General features: G+C 61.5%; 18 protein-coding genes. 1 reads left to right on the top strand and 17 read right to left on the bottom strand.

The genetic code is table 11. The features are described from left to right. Positions 1–27: 27 nt before the first annotated feature. From KDW95_RS11445 to KDW95_RS11475, 7 genes are all read right to left on the bottom strand, one after another. Complete coding sequence (locus KDW95_RS11445; protein WP_255856391.1) at positions 28–876, bottom strand: hypothetical protein; 849 nt, start codon at positions 874–876, stop codon at positions 28–30. Positions 877–891: 15 nt separating this feature from the next. Continuing rightward, positions 892–1,119, bottom strand: coding sequence for a 30S ribosomal protein S18 (gene rpsR, locus KDW95_RS11450; RefSeq protein ID WP_255856392.1), 228 nt, complete (start codon positions 1,117–1,119; stop codon positions 892–894). A gap of 32 nt (positions 1,120–1,151) precedes the next feature. Continuing rightward, complete coding sequence (gene rpsF, locus KDW95_RS11455; RefSeq protein WP_255856393.1) at positions 1,152–1,565, bottom strand: 30S ribosomal protein S6; 414 nt, start codon at positions 1,563–1,565, stop codon at positions 1,152–1,154. Between the two features lie 193 nt (positions 1,566–1,758). Then, positions 1,759–2,175 carry an OsmC family protein gene (locus tag KDW95_RS11460; RefSeq protein ID WP_255856394.1) on the bottom strand — a complete coding sequence of 139 codons (417 nt, stop codon included), beginning with the start codon at positions 2,173–2,175 and terminating at the stop codon, positions 1,759–1,761. Positions 2,176–2,190: 15 nt separating this feature from the next. After that, a complete protein-coding gene (gene trpC, locus KDW95_RS11465) occupies positions 2,191–3,003 on the bottom strand; it encodes an indole-3-glycerol phosphate synthase TrpC (RefSeq protein WP_255856395.1) in 813 nt (270 codons plus the stop codon). Continuing rightward, positions 3,000–4,043: an anthranilate phosphoribosyltransferase gene (gene trpD, locus KDW95_RS11470; protein ID WP_255856396.1), complete on the bottom strand. Its 1,044-nt coding sequence runs from the start codon at positions 4,041–4,043 to the stop codon at positions 3,000–3,002. The genes trpC and trpD overlap by 4 nt, the downstream gene beginning before the upstream one ends. 9 nt (positions 4,044–4,052) lie before the next feature. Further along, positions 4,053–4,649 (bottom strand): anthranilate synthase component II, encoded by a 597-nt coding sequence (locus KDW95_RS11475; RefSeq protein WP_255856397.1) that lies wholly within the window; start codon positions 4,647–4,649, stop codon positions 4,053–4,055. A 209-nt stretch (positions 4,650–4,858) separates the two neighbouring features. Here KDW95_RS11475 and KDW95_RS11480 point away from each other — a divergent pair, with 209 nt between their 5' ends. After that, a complete protein-coding gene (locus KDW95_RS11480) occupies positions 4,859–5,959 on the top strand; it encodes a zinc-binding metallopeptidase family protein (RefSeq protein WP_255856398.1) in 1,101 nt (366 codons plus the stop codon). Between the two features lie 46 nt (positions 5,960–6,005). On the opposite strand, the gene KDW95_RS11485 is transcribed toward KDW95_RS11480, so the two are convergent. The 10 genes from KDW95_RS11485 to KDW95_RS11530 form a co-directional block, all read right to left on the bottom strand. Beyond that, on the bottom strand, positions 6,006–9,164 hold the full coding sequence (locus KDW95_RS11485) for an NAD-glutamate dehydrogenase domain-containing protein (RefSeq protein ID WP_255856399.1): 3,159 nt from the start codon (positions 9,162–9,164) through the stop codon (positions 6,006–6,008). 44 nt (positions 9,165–9,208) lie between these two features. After that, the gene (locus KDW95_RS11490) at positions 9,209–10,129 is read right to left on the bottom strand and encodes a biotin-dependent carboxyltransferase family protein (protein ID WP_255856400.1); all 921 of its coding nucleotides are present in this window, start codon (positions 10,127–10,129) and stop codon (positions 9,209–9,211) included. Further along, positions 10,119–10,925, bottom strand: coding sequence for a 5-oxoprolinase subunit PxpB (gene pxpB / locus KDW95_RS11495; RefSeq protein ID WP_255856401.1), 807 nt, complete (start codon positions 10,923–10,925; stop codon positions 10,119–10,121). The genes KDW95_RS11490 and pxpB overlap by 11 nt, the downstream gene beginning before the upstream one ends. Next, positions 10,925–11,656, bottom strand: coding sequence for a 5-oxoprolinase subunit PxpA (locus KDW95_RS11500; protein ID WP_255856402.1), 732 nt, complete (start codon positions 11,654–11,656; stop codon positions 10,925–10,927). Before KDW95_RS11500 ends, pxpB begins: the two co-directional genes overlap by 1 nt. Before the next feature lie 127 nt (positions 11,657–11,783). Beyond that, positions 11,784–13,091, bottom strand: coding sequence for a TRAP transporter large permease (locus KDW95_RS11505; RefSeq protein ID WP_255856403.1), 1,308 nt, complete (start codon positions 13,089–13,091; stop codon positions 11,784–11,786). Continuing rightward, positions 13,091–13,609 (bottom strand): TRAP transporter small permease, encoded by a 519-nt coding sequence (locus tag KDW95_RS11510; protein ID WP_255856404.1) that lies wholly within the window; start codon positions 13,607–13,609, stop codon positions 13,091–13,093. The genes KDW95_RS11505 and KDW95_RS11510 overlap by 1 nt, the downstream gene beginning before the upstream one ends. 54 nt (positions 13,610–13,663) lie before the next feature. Further along, the gene (locus KDW95_RS11515) at positions 13,664–14,629 is read right to left on the bottom strand and encodes a TRAP transporter substrate-binding protein (RefSeq protein ID WP_255856405.1); all 966 of its coding nucleotides are present in this window, start codon (positions 14,627–14,629) and stop codon (positions 13,664–13,666) included. A gap of 162 nt (positions 14,630–14,791) precedes the next feature. Further along, positions 14,792–15,613 carry a putative hydro-lyase gene (locus KDW95_RS11520; RefSeq protein ID WP_255856406.1) on the bottom strand — a complete coding sequence of 274 codons (822 nt, stop codon included), beginning with the start codon at positions 15,611–15,613 and terminating at the stop codon, positions 14,792–14,794. Positions 15,614–15,724: 111 nt separating this feature from the next. Then, positions 15,725–16,621 carry a LysR family transcriptional regulator gene (locus tag KDW95_RS11525; RefSeq protein WP_255856407.1) on the bottom strand — a complete coding sequence of 299 codons (897 nt, stop codon included), beginning with the start codon at positions 16,619–16,621 and terminating at the stop codon, positions 15,725–15,727. Positions 16,622–16,852: 231 nt separating this feature from the next. Continuing rightward, the gene (locus KDW95_RS11530) at positions 16,853–18,535 is read right to left on the bottom strand and encodes an electron transfer flavoprotein-ubiquinone oxidoreductase (protein WP_255856408.1); all 1,683 of its coding nucleotides are present in this window, start codon (positions 18,533–18,535) and stop codon (positions 16,853–16,855) included. Positions 18,536–18,622: the final 87 nt, after the last annotated feature.

Raw genomic sequence — 18,622 nt, forward strand, 5'->3', positions numbered from 1 at the left:
CTTTGTTCTGCAAATGTCATTGCAGTACTAAGTCTTGGCCGGTATGCGTCGACGGATATCGACCAGGCTGTCTATCACAGCCAGCAACACCAGCATCGTAATCAGGTAAGGGCCCAGCACCACGACTGCCATGTAAAACATGATCAGCCAGGTCGCCCCCACTTTCCGTTTGGCCACGCTGCCGTGAACCAGAGCCAGACCGGCAAACACCAGCGGCAATACCAGTAATGGCAACCAGTGCACCATTACGAGACCGAACTGCGGCCCCAGTGCCAGCACCGCCATGATCAGCAGTGACAGTGTCGGGCTCAGTCTCAACCGGTGAAACTCCTCGCGGAATCCACCGGGGTTGTACAGAACCGACTGCCACCAGCGCGCCAGCACCAGGCTGGCCAGCATCATGGCGGCATGGGCGGCGCTCAGGCCACCGGCGAACAACTGATACCACCAGTCGGCGCCAAGCTCCGCGCCCGGTACAGTCTCCTGCGACTGCACCAGCAGTTCCTGCACAACTTCGACCAGCTGCCCCAGGACCTCGTGCAGCATCTGCTCGAGAGCGATGCCGGCGAGTACACCGACGGGTATCAAAACCGCGAGGGTGTAGCCCCAGGACACGGTCCGCCTGAGTATCACTGCAAGTACGAAAGTACCCAGGATAACCAGGGCGGGAGTCGGATCTCCGATCAGCCCCCAGGCTCCGGCCGGGAGCAAGCCCCAGGCCAGGAGTCCGGTACCGTCAGCCGGCCCTCGACGAAGAGTGACCAGCCCGACGGCCGCTGCACTGATCCAGTACATCATCGGCAGCATGGTGGCGATAAACACCACCAGTATCGCCTGCCAGCGGCCGCGCATTATCAGCTCAGCCAGCTTGCGCATGACGATTAACCCGGCTTACAGGTGGCTATCGGTGTACGGCAGCAGAGCAACAAAGCGCGCACGCTTGATTGCAGTCGCCAGCTGACGCTGGTAGCGCGCCTTGGTGCCGGTGATGCGGCTGGGTACGATCTTGCCTGTTTCGGTGATGTAACCTTTCAGGACGTCCAGATCTTTGTAATCGATCTCTTTAACACCTTCTGCCGTGAAACGGCAGAACTTGCGGCGACGGAAAAAACGAGCCATGGGATTTCTCCTCAATCAAATAAAAGGTGGGGTTACTCGGCAGCAGCTTCTTCAGTCGCTACAGCCGGTTTCTCTTCCTGCCTTTCCGGCCGGGAATCTTCACGACGCGGCTTGCGCTCTTCGCGGGACTCGGCGGCTTTGATCGGAGAAACTTCAGTGATCGCTTCTTTACGGCGGATGAACATGTTACGCAGAACGGCGTCGTTGTAACGGAACATGTTTTCCAGCTCGTCCAGAACTTCCTGGCTGCATTCTACGTTCATCAGAATGTAGTGGGCTTTGTGAGCATTGTTGATCGGGTAAGCCAGCTGACGACGGCCCCAATCTTCCATGCGGTGGATCTTGCCGTCAGCACCTTCGATAACGCCGGTGTAACGCTCAACCATCGCAGGAACCTGCTCGCTCTGGTTCGGGTGAACCAGAAATACGATTTCATAGTGACGCATTGGAACTCCTTTCGGTTTTACAGCCTTCGACGGGCGCTGGCAGGAAAACCTGTAGCTGCACGCGAAAGCAAGGAGGTTAATGAAGTACAAATGGACGCGAAACTATACGCCCATCCCACAGCAGACGCAATACAGCTGTAAGCTTTAGGCCGTAAGCTTACGGCTTACGGCTTTAAACCTTGCCCCTGCTGCCTTAAGCGTCGAGTTCGATGATTTCGTAGCTGTGGCTCATCTTGACGCCACCTTTTTCCAGCATCAGCGACACCGAGCAGTACTGCTCCGCCGACAGCTGAACCGCACGCTTGACGTGGGCTTCCTTGAGCTTGCGGCCGGTTACCACGAACTTGAGGTGAATGGCCGTAAACACGGCAGGCACGGCATCGGCACGCTGCGCCTCGATTTCCACCACGCATTCGCTGATATCCTGGCGGCTCTTGCGCAGGATAGCCACGACATCGACGCTGCTGCAGCTACCCAGGCTGGCCAGCAGCAGTTCCATCGGCCGCGGACCTTCCTTGAGGTCACGATCGATCATCACGTCAAAACCCGAAGCGGTGGTCGCCCTGAAGCGGTCATCTCCGGCCCACTGAACCTTGGCACTCATGGTCATCGTTGCAGTTCCTTATCAATCAAACAGTTCAGCCAGCTTCAGACCCGGGTCTTCGGCACGCATAAAGGTTTCACCCACCAGGAAGCCATGCACACCGTGCTGGCGCATCAGGGCCACATCCGCCGGGCCCGCAATGGCGCTTTCGGTGACGACGATACGGTCATCCGGCACCTGATCCAGCAGTTCTAGGGTGTTGTTCAGCGAGACTTCAAAGGTGTGAAGGTTGCGGTTATTGATACCCACCAGGCGGTTACCAAGCCCCAGGGAGCGTTCCAGCTCCGCCCCGTCATGCACCTCAACCAGCACATCCATGCCCAGCTCCAGCGCCAGCGCATTGAGGTCCGCCATCTGTCGATCCTGCAGTGCCGCCACGATCAGCAGGATGCAGTCCGCGCCGATGGCGCGGGCTTCATACACCTGGTAGGGGTCGACAATAAAGTCCTTGCGGATCACCGGCAGACTGCAGGCGGCACGCGCCTGCTGCAGATAGGCCTCGCAGCCCTGGAAGTAATCCCGGTCAGTGAGTACCGACAGGCAGCTGGCGCCACCACGCTCATAGGAGCGGGCAATATCGGCGGGTACAAAGGGATCTCGCAGCAGCCCCTTGGACGGACTGGCCTTCTTCACCTCGGCAATCACCCCCGAGCGCCCGGCGGCAATGCTGCGCGCCATGCTATCGACAAAACCACGGGGGTCCGTGTCTGAGCCCTGCTGATCGGCGATGCGTTGTTTGAGATCGCTGATCGACACCCGGGCCGAGCGCTCACTGACTTCTTCGGCCTTGCGCGCCAGAATTTTCTTCAGAACCGTGGGAGTATCGTTGCTCATGCCTGCTCCTGCGCCAGCCGCTGACTAAAGGCCGCCAACTGTTCCATTTTTTCCAGCGCCGCGCCGTTTTCCAGCTGCTGGCGCGCCAAAACCACGCCCTCTGCCAGGGTCGCCGCCACACCCGACAGGTAGATAGCGGCGCCGGCATTGAGCGCGATAATGTTGCAGGCCTTGCGTGCCGCGGTGTTATTAGCGTTTTTGAAAGCCTCCATGATCAGGCGCAGGGAGTCCGCCGAGCTGCTGACCTCCAGCCCGATCAGGCTCTGGCTTTCGATACCGACATCTTCCGGACTCAGGCTGTATTCCGTGACCACGCCGTCTTTCAGCTCCGCCACATGGGTGTGGGTCGCCAGGCTGATTTCATCCAGACCATCGTGGGCATGCACCACCATCACGTGCTCGCCGCCGAGCTCGCGCATGACCTCGGCCATGGGACGACACAGGGAGTCGCTGAATACACCGATCAGCAGGCGCTTGACGCCGGCCGGGTTGGTCATGGGCCCGAGGATATTGAACAGGGTGCGGATGCCCAGCTGGCGCCGCGGGCCGATGGCGTGCTTCATGGCACCGTGATGGCTCGGGGCGAACATGAAGCCGACCCCGACCTGCTCCACGCAACGCGCCACGCCGGCGGCACTCAGGGTCAGATCAACGCCGCAGGCCTCCAGCAGGTCGGCGCTGCCACTGGACGAGGACACCGCGCGGTTGCCGTGCTTGGCGACAAAGGCGCCGGCGGCTGCGGTCACAAAGGCGCTGGCGCTGGAAATATTGAACAGGTTGGCACCATCGCCCCCCGTGCCGACGATATCCACCAGGGGACCTGCATTGATATGCACCGGCGTCGACAGATCACGCATGACCTGGGCGGCACCGGTAATTTCATCGATGGATTCACTTTTCATGCGCAGCGCCACCAGAAAGCCGGCGATCTGGGCTTCGGTGCACTGCCCGGTCATCACCTGCTGCATGACTTCGGTCATTTCGCCGCGCGACAGGTCCAGATGGTCAACCACCTTGGCGATGGCTTGTTGAATGTTCATGACTTCTCCTTAGGCGGCCTGTGGACGGCGACGCTTGAGAAAGTTGGCCAGCAGTTCATGGCCCTGCTGCGTCAAAATGGATTCGGGGTGGAACTGAACGCCTTCGATATCCAGGCTGCGATGCCGCACACCCATGATTTCATCGATGCTGCCATCCGCATTCTGGGTCCAGGCGGTCACTTCCAGGCAATCAGGCAAAGTGGCCTGCTCGATCACCAGCGAGTGGTAACGGGTCACTTCCACCGGGTTGGCAAGGCCTTCGAACACACCGCTGTCGTTGTGATACACCATGGAGGTTTTGCCATGCATGACCTGCTTGGCACGTACAATGCGCCCGCCAAAGGCCTGGCCGATGCTCTGATGGCCCAGGCAGATCCCGAAAACGGGCAATTTGCCGGCAAAGTGCTCGATCGCCGCCACCGAAACCCCGGCCTCGTTGGGCGTACAGGGACCCGGCGATACCACCAGCTGCTCGGGGTTCAGGGCTTCAATCTGTTCCAGGGTGATTTCGTCATTGCGAAACACCCGAACATCGGCGCCCAGCTCACCCAGATACTGCACGACGTTGTAGGTAAAACTGTCGTAGTTGTCGATCATCAGCAGCATATCGAACCCACCCGTTGATTCTGTTAAACCTGTTCAGCCGATTCGACCCAGGCTGTCGGCGCAGCGATCACAAAGCGCCGACCCGTGCCTGGTGCCGAACCCGACGGGAAATAATACACGACTTCGCCGGCATTTCCTCTTGCCGGCACGGTGAAAGCTATGGCAAATGCCGCCGCAGGACTACACTGTCAGCAAATTCGGAGCCCGCCATGAAACTATTCACCTGCGAACACTGTGGCCAGACCCTCTACTTCGACAATTTCAGCTGCATTCGCTGCCAGCACGAGCTCGGTTTCCTGCCCGACAGGATGCAGCTGTCTGCGCTGGACAGCAGCGGCGAGTGCTGGATAAGTGCGGGCGCCGACGCCGACAGTCCCCGCTATCGAAAATGCGCCAACTACAGCGAGCACAACCTCTGCAACTGGATGATTGCCGAAGCAGACCCCCACAAGTACTGCGTGGCCTGCCGTCTGACCCAGACCATTCCGGATCTTGGCGTGGAGGGCAACAAGACGCTCTGGCACCGGCTGGAGGCGGAAAAACGCCGCCTGGTGTTCAGCCTGATGCGCCTCAACCTGCCGCTTGAGCCCAAACCCGAGCCCGATGCCCAAGGCCTCGCCTTTGCGTTTCTGTCGGACGCCCCTGCCAAGGCGTTCCAGGAAGACAGCGAACGGGTACTGACCGGCCATGCCGCCGGCCTGATTACGCTCAATATCGCCGAAGCGGATGATGCCGTGCGCGAGGATATGCGCCAGCAGATGGCCGAGCCCTACCGCACCCTGCTTGGGCACTTTCGACATGAATCGGGGCATTACTACTGGGACCGGCTGGTACTGGGCAGCGACTGGCTGGAACCCTTTCGCGCCCTGTTTGGCGACGAAAGCCAGGACTATTCGAAATCGCTACAGGCCCATTACGAATCGGGGGCTCCGGCGGACTGGCAGAACCACTTCGTCAGTACCTATGCCAGCAGCCACCCCTGGGAAGACTGGGCCGAAACCTGGGCCCACTACCTGCACATTGTCGATACCCTGGAAACCGCCCGCGCCTTTGGGCTGCGGGTCAAACCGCGGGTGGAGAAAGCAGAGGAGCTGAGCACCGGCGTGCCCTTTGACCCCTATCGCAGCCAGCACTTTGAGCCGCTGATCGAACAGTGGCTGCCGGTGACCTATGCCCTCAACAGCCTGAACCAGAGCATGGGCCAGCCCGACCTCTATCCCTTCATCCTGGCACCCGAAGCCATCGACAAGCTGTCTTTTGTACACCGGGTCATCCTCGATCACCGTGAGCGCACGGCCAGGGCAGCATAGCGACATGATCGCGCTAGCGAGGCTCAAGCCGCAGCCACCACCGTGTTCAGGCGGCCAGCTGATTCACCAGGCACAGCATCATCGCCAGATGCTGCCCAGGCTGTGAACGAATTTCGGCGATGCCATCGCGCAGCCCGTCTAAGCTGTCGCAGCTAGCGGTTCGCGCACGAAAATCAGCAAGGCTGGCGCAATCGGGATTCGCCTGTACCAGTGCCAGTACCCTTTGGCGCAGCGAGGTATCCAGCCGTTCGGCCAGCGCCTCCCGACTGCGGCGCTGCCAGCGATCGAACCCGGGCAATGCATCCAGCGCCCCCCGCACCCAGTTCAGTTCCAGCTGCTCGTTGACGCAATACCAGGCCGCCACCGCCACGGGTACGTCGCAGGCGGCCTGCTCGGCAATGGCGCCAATATCGAAGCCGGCATACAGCTGTTCAAGCTGCCCCACCCGGGTTTCCAGCGCCACAAAGACATCCTGCGGCATGACCACCCCGGCATCAACAAAGGGCCGGGTGCTGTCGATGGCATGCCGAAAGCGCGCCGCCATGGCCGCGGTATCCAGAGACCAGTCGGCATTTTTCAGCAGCCAGCGGGTCGCCTTTTCCACCGGATGGTGCATGCGCAGCTGCAACTCCATTTGCTGCCGGTTGCTGCTGCCGGCATCCAGCGCGTCGATGTCGTGGGCAAGATCGGCAATGCCCAGGGCGTCACGTGCCACCGTGTAGGAACGTAGCCAGCGGGCGCAGTCGGTATTCACCTCTTCGAGCAGCAGCAGGCAGAAGCTTGACCCCATGCGGTTGATCACCTGGTTGGTCAGCTGGGCCGCGAGGATTTCCTTGCGCAGCGGGTGACTTTCAATGTCCTCGCGGTAGTTGTCCCGCAGCAGGGCCGGGAAGTACTGCAGTAAAGACTCGGCGATAACCGGGTCGGTGATCAGGTCAGTGTCGATCAGGGTGTCGTACAGCCGGCTCTTGCTGTAGGCCAGCAGCACGGCGATTTCCGGCCGGGTCAGGCCTTCCTGGCGGGCGATGCGCGCGGCGATCTCGGTGTCATCCGGCAGGCATTCGAGCTGGCGGTCCAGCCGCCCTTCCCGCTCCAGCAACGCAATCAGCTGGGCGTGCCTGGCGACAAAGGCCGGTGCCGTCTGGCTTGACTGGCTCAGCATCTTGCTCTGGGCATAGTTGTTGCGCAGCACCAGCGCCGCCACCTCGTCGGTCATGGCTTCGAGCAGCCGGTCACGGGCCTGCGGCTCCATTTGTCCTGCGCGTACCCGCTGGTCGAGCAGGATCTTGATATTGACCTCGTGATCGGAACAGTCGACCCCGGCCGAGTTGTCGATGGCATCGGTATTGATCAGGCCGCCACGGCGGGCAAACTCGATGCGCGCGCGCTGGGTCAGCCCCAGGTTTCCCCCCTCCACCACCACCCGGGCCCGCAGCTCGGAGGCCTCGATGCGCAGGCTGTCATTGATGCGATCCCCCACATCCAGATCGGTCTCGTCGCTGGCGCGCACGTAGGTGCCGACACCCCCGTTCCACAGCAGGTCCACCGGGGCGCGCAGTATCGCTGCGATCAGCGCGTCGGGGCTCATGAACTGCAGCTCATCGCTGATGCCCAGTGCCTGCCTGATGGCAGGGGTCAGGGCAATCGCCTTGCTCTGGCGGGAAAAGACACCGCCGCCCGGGGATATCAGGGCCGGATCGTAGTCACTCCAGGACGAGCCTTCGAGCCGGAACAAACGCTCACGCTCGGTAAAAGACAGCGCCGGATCCGGCACCGGATCGATAAAGATATGCCGGTGATTAAAGGCCGCCAGCAGATGAATCTGGCGGGACAGCAGCATGCCGTTGCCAAACACATCGCCGGACATGTCGCCAATACCCGCCACGCTGAACGCCTCGCGCCGGGTGTCCCGCCCCAGCTCACGGAACAGCCGCCTTGTGGATTCCCAGGCGCCGCGCGCAGTAATGCCCATCTTCTTGTGATCGTAGCCCTGGGAGCCACCGGAGGCGAACGCATCCCCCAGCCAGAAACCGTACTCGGCGGCAATGCCGTTGGCCAGGTCGGAGAAGCTCGCCGTCCCCTTGTCCGCCGCCACCACCAGATAGGCATCATCATCGTCGTACCGCACCAACTGCCCGGGGGGGCATACCTCGCCATCGATACGGTTGTCGGTCAGGTCCAGCAGAGCGCGGATAAAGGCGCTATAGGCGCTGCGCACCCGCTGGGTCCGCTGCGACGGTTCCAGCCCAGGATGCAGCGACTTGCAGATAAAACCGCCCTTGGCACCGGTCGGCACGATGACCGCGTTCTTGACCATCTGCGCCTTGACCAGCCCCAGCACTTCGGTGCGATAGTCTTCCATGCGTTCAGACCAGCGCAGGCCGCCACGGGACACCTTGCCACCGCGCAGGTGCACCCCCTCCACCTCGGGGCCGAACACGAAAATCTCGAACGCCGGCACCGGTTTGGGCATTTTGCGAATACGCGAAGGCAACAGCTTGAACGCCAGGCAGCGCGAAGGCTCTTCCCACACGGCGGGGTGAAAGAAGCTGGTTCGAACCGTGGCACAGATCACATCGAAAAAAGCCGTGAAAATGCGGTCATCGTCCACGGACTCCACCGCCTCGATCTGCGCCAGTACATCCTGCTGCGCCCGTGCAAGGTCAGCTGATGATACCGGCTGCAGCGGATCGAACTTGAGCCTGAAGAATGCCACCATGGCCGTGGTGAGGTGCGGGTAGCGGCACAGAGCGTGCTGCATGTAGGACTGGCTGAAGGGCAGCTTGATCTGCAACAGATAGCGCGCCAGAGCACGCAGCAGGATGCAGCCGCGCAGGTCCAGACCACAGAGCGTAATCAGGTTGTTAAAGCCGTCGTTATCCGCGTCGCCCCGGGCCACCGCGAGCAGGGTGTTGCAAAACTGCTGCTGCATCGCCGTGCAGCGGGCCAGCTGGGTCGACCGGGTTTGCAGGCGCAATTCCAGGCTCCAGCGTTCAGCCTCGGTGCTGCTGGCCGAACTGAGCACATCAACGCCCAGGTTCTCGATCATCGGCAGCAGCGTGGACAGGGTCATGGGCGCCCCCGCCCCTGTAACCCGCAGGCTGAGACCCTGTTCAGCGGGCACCGCGTCGCTAAACCCGGCTTCGATAATGGATGACGCCGCAGCGGGCATCACAGAGGTACTGGCATCCGTAGTTTGATTCATGCACTGCCCCGATAATGGTCAGGTGTTAAAGGCGGTAGGAACGGTCAAAGACAAAGGCGGTGATTGAAAATCATGCGCTGGGCTTCCGCCTCGCACACGTCCATGGGGTGGAAATGCACTTGCGATCCAGGTCCGCGCTGGGCCAGCTGGGCCGCGCCCAGGGCGCTGATACAGCCGATCTTGGGATAGCCGCCGATGGTCTGGCGATCCCTGAGCAGCACAATGGGCTGACCGTCGCTGGGAATCTGTATGGCACCAAAGGCGATGCCCTCGGAGATAATGCCGTTACGGGCTGGCGCAATCGCATCACCACTGAGACGATAACCCATGCGATCGATGTTCTGGCTCACCTTGTAGCTGGCTGAATAGAACTTCGTGCGCTGCACGATATCGAACTCATCGTGCTGATAGCCCGCCATCACGCCCAGTGCCAGCGGCCTGTCGTAGTCCGGAATGGCCCAGGCGGGCACACGGGCCTCAATCAGCGCACGGCTGGGTTCGAAACGCAGGATATCCCCGGCCCGGAGCTTGCCACCGGCGCCGTCTCCCCCGCCCAGCCCCTCGCGACAGACGGTCGCGCAGCTGCCCAGGCGCACCTCGGCCTGGAAGCCCCCCAGCACCGCCAGGTAGGCACGCAGCCCCGACAGCGGCGTTGCAAAAGCGATCTCGTCACCCTTGCGCACGCGCCTCGTGGACCAGGGTGCCAGCGGCTCGCCATTGATGCGCGCCCCCAGGTCCGCTCCGGTGAGGGCAATACAGGTATCCGCCAGGCAGCGCAGCTGCAGCAGCCCATAGGTGATTTCAAGCTGGGCAGACCCCGCAGCGTTACCCAGCAGATGGTTGGCCCAGGCAAAGGCATGCTCATCCATCGGGCCTCCGGTGGTAACCCCCAGGTGCTGATAGCCGTAGCGGCCCGCGTCCTGCAGCAGGGTGAGAATGCCTGGATTTATGACTTCAAAGCTCATCGAAGCGCCCTCCCAGCTTGAGATAATCCTCCCGGGATACCGGTTCGAAGCGCACCCGGTCACCCACTTCCACCAGCGCCAGCGAGGCGCTGTTCCAGTCGATCATCGGTCGTGGGGTGCGACCGATAAGCTGCCAGCCACCCGGCGTGACACTCGGGTAGATCGCGGTCTGGTTGTCGGCAATACCGAGGCTGCCACTGGGTACTTTCAGCCGTGGCGTGGCCTTGCGCGGCATGCACAGGCGCGGATCGGTGTTGCCCAGAAAGGCAAAACCCGGGCTGAAGCCAATGGCGTAGACGCGGTAGCTCAGACGGCTGTGCAGGTCGACAACCTCGTCGGCGGACAACCCCAGGTGCTGGCAGATCTCCGCCATATCCAGGGCCACCTCCGGGCCGTAGTACACCGGCAGCACGACCTCCCGTGCCACCGGCGGCGTATCCTCGGCGCGCTCCAGTTGCTGCAGCAATATTCCCAGCCTGGATTGCATGCCCAGGCGGTCGATCCGGCGCAGATCGAAACTCAGCAGGATCGAGGTATAGGACGGCACCAGATCGATCACCACATCGGCCAGTTCACGGCGAATGACATCCAGCACCTGCCGCACGCGCCCGGCCACTGCGTCGCCAATCTCGTTACCCAGGTTCAGCAGCAGGGTATTTTCATTAACGCTTTCAAGTTTCATGGCTAAATCCCAGGAAATACGGTCGCTGCCCCACTGCTGCGCACGTCCAGCATCACCGACCTCCCCACCACAGCGGATCAGCAGGGTGTTTTCGTTAGCGTTCTGCAGCTGCATCAGCGTTGCACCCAGCCACGCAGGCGCTGCACCACCTGCAATGCCAGCGGGTTATCCCCGTGAATGCAGAGGGTGTCGGCCTGGATTGGCACGCGCACACCATTGAGAGAGGTCACTGTGCCTTCGTTGATCATCTGCAGCACCTGGCGCTCGATCGCCTCGCAGTCTGCATGCACGGCACCTGGCAGCGACCGGGATGCAAGACGTCCCTGGTCATCGTAGGCACGGTCGGAAAAGGCCTCGAACCAGAGGGTCAGCCCCCGTGCTGCGGCGCGTTCGCGCAGGCGCTCGGCATCCGGCGTCGCCATCACCACCAGCGGACAGCGGGGGGCATAATCCACGACCGCCTGCATCACGACATCCAGGGTCGCATCGTCCACCGCCATGCGGTTGTAGAGCGCGCCGTGGGGTTTCACGTAGTCGATGGCGGTACCGTTGATGCGACAGATTCCGTCCAGCGCCGCTATCTGGTACACCAGCAGGCTGCGCAGCTCGTCCGCCGAGCACTGCAGGTCGCGCCGGCCAAAGCCCAGCAGGTCCGGGTAGCCCGGATGGGCGCCGATGCTGACGCCACTGGCCTGCGCCAGCTTGACGGTTTTATCCATGGTCAGCGGATCCGCTGCGTGGAAACCGCAGGCAATATTGGCCATGTCGACAAAGGGCATGACCTGGGCATCATTGCCTTTCACCCAGCTGCCAAAACTTTCACCCATGTCACAATTGAGTTTCATTGAGTTTCTCCAGGCACAGCCCTGCCGTTGCCCGGCAGCGCATGCCGGGCCAGGGCTCGATAAAAAACGCGAAGAAGAATCGTGACAGCGCAGGCCAGGCCAGCGCTGTCGTTGCGGCTCAGCCGCCCTAGCGCTGCGACATGGTCGTCGGCAGGTAGGTCACGATCTCGGGAAACCAGCTGATCAGCACGATGGCAAACAGGATCAGCAGGAAGAACGGCAATGCCGCCCGGGCCACGTAGAGGATGTCCTTGCCCGTCAGTGACTGAATCACGAAGAGGTTAAAACCCACCGGCGGGGTGATCTGGGACATTTCCACCACCAGCACGATATAGATACCGAACCAGAGCAGGTCGATATTGGCCTGTTGCACCATGGGCAGTACCACCGCCACGGTCAGTACCACCACCGAGATGCCATCCAGGAAGCAGCCCAGCACCACGAACAGCACCGTCAGCGATACCAGCAGCACCACTGGCGACAGCGCCATGTCACCGATCCACTGGGCCAGCGCACTGGGTATGCCCAGAAAGCCCATCGCCAGGGTGAGAAAGTGTGCACCGACCAGGATCAGTCCAATCATGCAGGAGCTCTTCACCGCCCCCAGCAGGCTGCTGAGAAAGCTTTCCCGGTCCAGGCTGCCGGTCACCCCGGCCAGAAACAGGGAACCGAACACGCCCAGCGCTGCCGCTTCCGTGGGGGTCGTCAGGCCGCCATAAATGGAGCCCAGCACGAAGCCGATCAGGCCGACAATCGGCAGCAACTGTTTCAGCGCTTTCAACTTGTCGATAAAGGGTACGCGGTCAGAGATATTGCTCGGCAACTCATCCTTGTGCAGCAATGCCCACACCATGGTGTAGCCCATGAAGAGCACCATCAGCAGCAGGCCCGGCAGGGCGCCGGCGATAAACAGCCGTCCAATGGACACTTCTGCGGCCACGCCGTAAACAATCAGGATTATGGAGGGCGGAATCAGCAAACCCAGGGTGCCGGAACCGGCCAGGGTTCCCACGGCCATGCGCTCGCTGTAGCCCTGGGCCTTGAGCTCCGGCAGGGTCATGCGACCAATGGTGGCGGCCGTGGCGGCGGACGAGCCCGAGACGGCGGCAAAGATGCCGCAGCTGAGTACATTCACGTGCAACAATTTGCCCGGCAGGCCGCCGAGCCAGGGCGACAGCCCCTTGAACAGGTCTTCGGACAGGCGGGTACGAAACAGCACTTCCCCCATCCAGATAAACAGCGGCAGCGCCGTCAGGGACCAGGACGTGCTGGCCCCCCAGCTGGAAGTGGCGAACAGCAGGCCGATCTGATCATTGCCAGAAACCATCAGCCCCAGCACCGCGACACCGCTGAGCGCCAGGGCAACCCAGACGCCCATGGCGAGCATCACCAGCATGCTGACGGCCAGTACGATCGATAGCAGCGTCATATCCATCAGATTTCCTCCAGGCTGAGTTCATTCTCATGGGTCTGGTAGGCCGGCACCCGCCCTTTCACGACACAGACAAGGCTGTCCAGAATTGCCAGGTTAAGCGCCAGCATTCCCAGCGCCAGCGGCACCTGCGGAATCCATAATGGCACCGGAATGTAACCATAGGAGACCTCCTCGAACACATAGGACTCCCACACCATGTAGATGCAGTACCAGGTCATGTAGCCCACCAGCAGCAAGGCGAACAGCAGCACCAGCAGTTCCTGCAGATAGCGCGCACGGGGCGAGCAGCGCTGTATCACCAGGGTGACGCGGATATGCCCGCCTTCGTGGAAGGTGTAGGCCAGGCCGAAAAAAGTGGCCGCGGCCAGGGCGTAACCGGAAAAGTCCTCCGCCGAGGGCACGATAAAGCCCAGCAGCCGGCCGACGATCTGGGCCAGGATAATGAGCATGATGGCGACCAGGCAAAAGCCCGCCAGGTAGCCCGATGTCAGATAGAGTTTTTCTCGCAGTGAATGCATGACAAGCGCCTCGCAGAACAGGCCCCGCTAAGCACGGGGCCCGTGGCGGAAAGATTACTGGCGATAGCGAGTAAGAATCGCCTCGACCTCGGCCGGTGCTTCGGCGGTCCATTCGCCGATCATGACATCACCGATTTCCTGCAGCTGCACCATCAGCTCGGCGGACGGCTCCGCCACCTGGATGCCATTCTCGGCCAGGGTTCTGGTGTCCTCGGCTGCCGTCACGCGCACGCGCTTCCAGCCTTCGCTTTCGGCCCGTGCCGCCGCATCGAGAATCACCTGACGCGTTTTGTCATCCAGCCGCCGGAAGGCACGCTTGTTGACCACCACCACGTTTTTCGGAATCCAGGCACGCACATCGGTGAAGTGCTCCAGGTAATCCCAGGCCTGGCCATTCACGCCGGTGGAGGGCGAGGTGATCATGGCATCAATGATACCGGTGCTGAAGGCCTGGGGAATTTCCGGCACCTGCACGGTGGTGGGCGTGGTGTGCATAAGGTCTGCCAGGCGCGAGGTCGATGGGCTATAGGCGCGCATTTTCAGGCCGCCGAGGTCTTCCAGCCGGTTTACCGGCGCCTTGGTATACAGGCTCTGGGCCGGCCAGGCAACGGTATAGAGCAGGGTCATGCCGTCCTTGTCCAGCTGCTTTTCGATCTCGGGCCGGGCGGCCTTCCAAAGCTTTTCCGCATCGTCAAAGGTGGTGGCCAGAAAGGGAATATTGTCGTGTTTGAACACCGGGTGGTTGTTGCCCATGATGCCGATAAAGACCTCGCCCAGCTGCACCTGGCCGGTTTTCACCGCCCGTGGAATTTCCGGATGCTTCACCAGCGAGGCCCCCGAATGCACGGTAATATCGAGCTCGCCGGCGGTATTGGTTTTGATTTCCTCGGCGAATTCCCGCGCGATCTGCGTCGGCAGGTTGGCATCGGCGTAGGGTGTCGGCATATGCCACTTGTCGGCCTGTACCGTGGTGGCGGAGAGAGACCCCAACAGCAGCATGGCGCCAGCGAATTTTTTCATCTTGATGCTCCAGTTTTCATTGTTATTAAAAAGTACCGGATCTCATCCTGAGCCGGATGGCGATAACCCCTCCAGGGCAGCAATATTCCTGCTATCAAGAATAGCTGCCGGCACCAAAGCGCACCGGGTTACCGGGAAAGAGGACTCTGCACCGTGCAGGCCTCAGAGAATCGAAAGTTCTGCATTAAGCAGATCGGTGATCAGCATCTTGCCGGGCACATGGGTAATACAGATCGGTGGCTTGGCGTTGCGTACCGCCACCTGGGGCGTGACACCGCAGGCCCAGAAGACCGGCAATTCACCGTCACGCAGCTCGATGGCATCACCAAAGTCAGGCGTCGCCAGGTCGGCAATGCCAATCAGGGAAGGGTCGCCCAGGTGCACCGGGGCACCGTGGGCCTTGGGCAGGCGGGTGGTGACCTGGACCGCGCGAATGGCATCGGCAGCCCGGAAGGGTCGCATCGAGACGACCATGTCGCCGTGAAAGCGCCCGCCGGGCACTGTGGGGATATTGCTGCGGTACATCGAGACGTTCACGCCCATGTCGATATTGCGTACCGACAGGCCGGCCTGTTGCAGCGCATCTTCGAACGAAAACGAGCAGCCCAGCACGAAAGCCACCATGTCGTCCTGCCAGAGGGCCCCGATATCGGTGGTGGTTTCAACCAGTTCGCCGTGGCGAAAAACATTATATTCGGGAAGGTCGTGGCGGATATCGATATCCCGCCCCAGGCCCGACAGCGCCGGGTTACCGACGTCTGAGACCGCAATCAGCGGGCAGGACACCGGGTTGTTCTGGCAATAGGTGAGAAAGTCGCCGGCCCAGTCGGCGGGCAGTATCACCACATTGCCCTGCACCAGCCCCGGCGCCAGGCCGCTGGTCATGCCGCTATGCTCTGCGGTGCGGATCGCCTGGCGCAGTGCGCCGGACGCTTTCAGCAGGTGCGTTTTGTAATCGGAAGGGTCGCGTTGCAGGCCGGACATGGCAGAAACCTCTGCTGATCTTGTTATTGTCTCGTTAAAGACAGATTACTCCAGCCTGAAAATATTTCTAATTATCATTTTATTGTTATTTTAATAAAAAAAAATGATCAACTAGGCCGTTGCGGCCTCCCCGGCCACCGCCACGGCCAGTTGCGCTGCCAGTTCCGCCAGGGGATTGCAGGGGACTGTCGGGTAGGATGCAGTGAAGGCCAGGGCACTGGGTGTCCAGTCGGCCTCCACCCGTTTCAGCCTGCCATCCGCCAGTTCCGCCGCGATCATCACCTGTGGCAGGGTCGATACACCGACGCCGTCCAGTGTCAGGCGGTGGCAGGCGGCCAGGGAGCTGGACGAAAAAAACCGCACCGGCGGGCCATCCTGCGCGCGGAACTGCTGACTGATTTCGGCATAGGGCTTGGTACTGCGGGCGTAGGTAATGATCGGCCAGCGCGTCAGCTCGGCCAGACTCACCCGCCGCTGCGGTAAATCCAGCGCCGGGCTTGCGACCCACACCAGCCCAAAGGTACAGAGTTCCAGATCAACGATAGCGGGGTCCGACACCGGCCCCATCAAAAACGCCAGGTCCAGCGCGCGCTCCAGCAGGCCGGTGCGCAGGTTGCTGGTCACATCCACCGTCAGTTCGACGTCCAGGTTGGGCATCTCGCTGTGCAGGCGGCGCAGAAAGTCGGGCAGCCAGGTATGCACGATGGTTTCCGACACGCCCAGGCGCAGCAATCCGCCCAGGGACAGCGACAGGTTGGCCCGCTTGCGCAGCTCCTCGGACATGAAAATGATCTTCTCGGCATAGGGCAGCAGCTCCTTGCCCTTGGCCGTGAGCGCGACGGGGCCAGGCCCGACCTCGCGTACAAACAGCTTGGCACCGAGCTCTTCCTCCAGCGCAGCGATGCGCGACGAAATCGCCGGTTGCGTGGTGCACTGGCGCTCCGCCGCCTTCCTGAAGCTGCCCAGTGTCGCCACCCAGACAAAGGTTTCCAGTCGTTTGAAGTTCATTGTGCCCCTTGGGAGTTAGCCGGCTTTCAATCGGAATTCTGCAGGACTTGGCAATGACAAGCCAATGGCTTGTCAGACAGCCCCGTCAAGTTCGACGTTGCATCCCTGGGCACGCTATTTCAAGCCTGATGAACAGGGCAGCGCCTGACTGCCGGCACTTGACGAGACCCTGGCACCTAAATGAAAGCCCCGCGGGAGCGAGGCTTTGAAGTGAAAAAACGACTTCGGGTATCACATATTGGGATAGGTGGGGCCGCCACCGCCTTCGGGCGTCACCCAGGTAATGTTCTGGGACGGGTCCTTGATGTCGCAGGTTTTGCAGTGCACGCAGTTCTGGGCGTTGATCTGGAAACGCGGGCCGCTCGCCTCTTCCACCACCTCGTAGACACCCGCCGGGCAAAAGCGCTGCGCCGGTTCCGCCCAGGTGGGCAGGTTGGTGCCGATGGGGATGCTGGCATCCCTCAGCTGCAGATGGCTCGGCTGGTCTTCTTCGTGGTTGGTGTTGGAGAGGAACACCGACGACAGCTTGTCGAAGCTTAGCTTGCCATCGGGTTTTGGATAGTCGATCTTCTGGCTCTGGGCTGCCGGAGTCAGCTGGGCATAATCCGCCCGGGTATCGTGCAGCGTGAGCGGCAGCTTGCCACCGCAGAGGTTTTGGTCGACGAAGTTGAAGGCGCCCCCCAGCAGGGTGCCGAACTTGTGCAGCGCCGGGCCAAAGTTGCGGCTGCGATAGAGTTCATCGTACAGCCAGGAGGCCCTGAAGGCCTCGGTGAAGGCGCTGATCTCCTGGCCGGCGCTGTCACTTTCACCCAGGGCTTTGAACACGCTCTCGGCAGCCACCAGGCCGGACTTCATCGCTGTGTGGGTGCCCTTGATCTTGGAGAAGTTCAGGGTACCGGCGTCGCAACCCAGCAGCAGTGCACCTGGCATGGTCATCTTGGGCAGGGAATTAAAGCCGCCCTTGGTGATCGCCCTTGCACCGTAGGACACCCGCTTGCCGCCTTCGAGGTACTGGGCAAACAGCGGATGGTGCTTCATGCGCTGGAATTCATCGAACGGGCTCAGCCAGGGGTTGCTGTAGTTCAGATCGACGATCAGCCCCACCACCACCTGGTTGTTGTCGGCGTGGTAAAGAAAGAAGCCACCGCTCGTGCCCTCCTGTCCCTTGCCGACCAGGGGCCAGCCGGAACCGTGCAGCACCAGGCCGGGCTGGTGCTTGGCAGGATCGATGTCCCACAACTCCTTGATGCCGATACCGTAATGCTGCGGGTCGGCGTCCTGGTCCAGCGCAAATTTCTCAATCAGCTGCTTGCCCAGGTGCCCGCGGCAGCCTTCGGTAAACAGGGTCACCTTGGCGTGCAGCTCCATGCCGGGCATGTAACTGTCCTTGGGCTGGCCATCCTGGCCGACGCCCATGTCGCCGGTGGCGATGCCCTTGACCCCGCCGTCTGCGTGATAGAGCACTTCGCTGGCAGCAAAGCCCGGGAAGATTTCCACCCCCAGGGCCTCGGCCTGCTCGGCCAGCCAGCGGCACAGGTTGCCAAGACTGGCGACGTAGTTGCCATGGTTGTGCATGGTCTTGGGCACCAGCGCGTTGGGAATGCGCCGAGCAGACGTCGCATCGCTCAGCAGGTAAATCTGGTCTTCGGTCACGGCCGTGGTCAGCGGTGCGCCGCGCTCCTGCCAGTCGGGAAAGAGTTCCGCCAGGGCGCGGGGCTCGATCACGGCGCCCGACAGTATATGGGCACCGACTTCGGAGCCTTTTTCCACTACACAGACCGATAGCTCGCGCTCGGCATCCTGCGCCTGCTGCATCAGGCGAATGGCGGCGGACAGGCCGGCGGGGCCTGCACCAACGATCACCACATCGAACTCCATCGATTCGCGTTCAGCAGCGTTCACGGCTTCGCTCATGGGGACTTACCTCTTGTTATCGTCTGTGTAGTGGAATCAAGAAAATGGGTACGTTACGTGACCGGATGAATGGCAGTATCGGACAAA

The organism is Marinobacterium rhizophilum, from assembly GCF_024397915.1.
Classification (GTDB): Bacteria; Pseudomonadota; Gammaproteobacteria; order Pseudomonadales; family Balneatricaceae; genus Marinobacterium_A; species Marinobacterium_A rhizophilum_A.